This window comes from Bacillus sp. TE9106W (assembly GCF_054062215.1).
In genome coordinates this window covers 1-2,773 of sequence record NZ_JBSSFA010000030.1, presented here as the reverse complement: position 1 = coordinate 2,773, position 2,773 = coordinate 1, and the positions used below count along the sequence as shown (strand labels likewise).

General features: G+C 51.9%; 1 rRNA gene. It reads right to left on the bottom strand.

The annotated features are described in order from the left end of the window. Nucleotides 1–8: 8 nt before the first annotated feature. Nucleotides 9–2,773, bottom strand: a 23S ribosomal RNA gene (locus ACVWY7_RS26915); the annotation flags it as partial.

Below are 2,773 nucleotides of genomic sequence, written 5' to 3'. Positions count from 1 at the left end.
CATATTATATGGTTAAGTCCTCGATCTATTAGTATTCGTCAGCTCCACATGTCACCATGCTTCCACCTCGAACCTATCAACCTGATCATCTTTCAGGGATCTTACTAGCTTACGCTATGGGAAATCTCATCTTGAGGGGGGCTTCATGCTTAGATGCTTTCAGCACTTATCCCTTCCGCACATAGCTACCCAGCTATGCCCTTGGCAGAACAACTGGTACACCAGCGGTGCGTCCATCCCGGTCCTCTCGTACTAAGGACAGCTCCTCTCAAATTTCCTACGCCCACGACGGATAGGGACCGAACTGTCTCACGACGTTCTGAACCCAGCTCGCGTACCGCTTTAATGGGCGAACAGCCCAACCCTTGGGACCGACTACAGCCCCAGGATGCGATGAGCCGACATCGAGGTGCCAAACCTCCCCGTCGATGTGGACTCTTGGGGGAGATAAGCCTGTTATCCCCGGGGTAGCTTTTATCCGTTGAGCGATGGCCCTTCCATGCGGAACCACCGGATCACTAAGCCCGACTTTCGTCCCTGCTCGACTTGTAGGTCTCGCAGTCAAGCTCCCTTATGCCTTTGCACTCTACGAATGATTTCCAACCATTCTGAGGGAACCTTTGGGCGCCTCCGTTACACTTTAGGAGGCGACCGCCCCAGTCAAACTGCCCACCTGACACTGTCTCCCGGGTCGATAAGACCCGTAGGTTAGAATTTCAATACAGTCAGGGCGGTATCCCACCAGCGCCTCCACCGAAGCTAGCGCTCCGGTTTCAAAGGCTCCCGCCTATCCTGTACAAACTGTACCAAAATTCAATATCAGGCTACAGTAAAGCTCCACGGGGTCTTTCCGTCCTGTCGCGGGTAACCTGCATCTTCACAGGTACTATAATTTCACCGAGTCTCTGGTTGAGACAGTGCCCAAATCGTTACACCTTTCGTGCGGGTCGGAACTTACCCGACAAGGAATTTCGCTACCTTAGGACCGTTATAGTTACGGCCGCCGTTTACTGGGGCTTCAGTTCAGAGCTTCGCTTACGCTAACCCCTCTCCTTAACCTTCCAGCACCGGGCAGGTGTCACCCCCTATACTTCGCCTTACGGCTTCGCAGAGAGCTGTGTTTTTGCTAAACAGTCGCTTGGGCCTATTCACTGCGGCTTTCCGTTAAGAAAGCACCCCTTCTCCCGAAGTTACGGGGTCATTTTGCCGAGTTCCTTAACCAGAGTTCTCTCGCACACCTTAGGATTCTCTCCTCGCCTACCTGTGTCGGTTTGCGGTACAGGCACCTTTTATCTCGCTAGAAGCTTTTCTTGGCAGCGGGGAATCAAAGACTTCGCTCCATAAGGAGCTTCCCCATCACAGCTCAGCCTTTACGATAAGCGGATTTGCCTACTTATCAGCCTAACTGCTTGGACGTGCACAACCAATCGCACGCTTCTTCTATCCTTCTGCGTCCCTCCATTGCTCAAACGATAAAGAGGTGGTACAGGAATATCAACCTGTTGTCCATCGCCTACGCCTGTCGGCCTCGGCTTAGGTCCTGACTAACCCTGAGCGGACGAGCCTTCCTCAGGAAACCTTAGGCATTCGGTGGACGGGATTCTCACCCGTCTTTCGCTACTCATACCGGCATTCTCACTTCTAAGCACTCCACCAGTCCTTCCGGTCTGACTTCACTGTCCTTAGAACGCTCCCCTACCACTGATACCATTGGTATCAATCCGCAGCTTCGGTGGTGTATTTAGCCCCGGTACATTTTCGGCGCAGAGTCACTCGACTAGTGAGCTATTACGCACTCTTTAAATGGTGGCTGCTTCTAAGCCAACATCCTAGTTGTCTAAGCAACTCCACATCCTTTTCCACTTAATACACACTTTGGGACCTTAGCTGGCGGTCTGGGCTGTTTCCCTTTTGACTACGGATCTTATCACTCGCAGTCTGACTCCTAAGGATAAGTCATTGGCATTCGGAGTTTGACTGAATTCGGTAATCCGATGAGGACCCCTAGTCCAATCAGTGCTCTACCTCCAAGACTCTTACACTTAAGGCTAGCCCTAAAGCTATTTCGGGGAGAACCAGCTATCTCCAGGTTCGATTGGAATTTCTCCGCTACCCACACCTCATCCCCGCACTTTTCAACGTGCGTGGGTTCGGGCCTCCATTCAGTGTTACCTGAACTTCACCCTGGACATGGGTAGATCACCTGGTTTCGGGTCTACGACCACGTACTAAACGCCCTATTCAGACTCGCTTTCGCTGCGGCTCCGCCTCTTCAGCTTAACCTCGCACGGGATCGTAACTCGCCGGTTCATTCTACAAAAGGCACGCCATCACCCGTTAACGGGCTCTGACTATTTGTAGGCACACGGTTTCAGGATCTCTTTCACTCCCCTTCCGGGGTGCTTTTCACCTTTCCCTCACGGTACTGGTTCACTATCGATCACTAGGGAGTATTTAGCCTTGGGAGATGGTCCTCCCAGATTCCGACGGAATTTCACGTGTTCCGCCGTACTCAGGATACATTCAAGAGAGAACGAAGTTTCGACTACGGGGTTGTTACCCTCTACGACGGACCTTTCCAGGTCGCTTCGTCTACCTCGTTCCTTTGTAACTCCGTATAGAATGTCCTACAACCCCAAGAGGCAAGCCTCTTGGTTTGGGCTATGTTCCGTTTCGCTCGCCGCTACTCAGGAAATCGCATTTGCTTTCTCTTCCTCCAGGTACTTAGATGTTTCAGTTCCCTGGGTCTGTCTTCCTTACCCTATGTATTCAG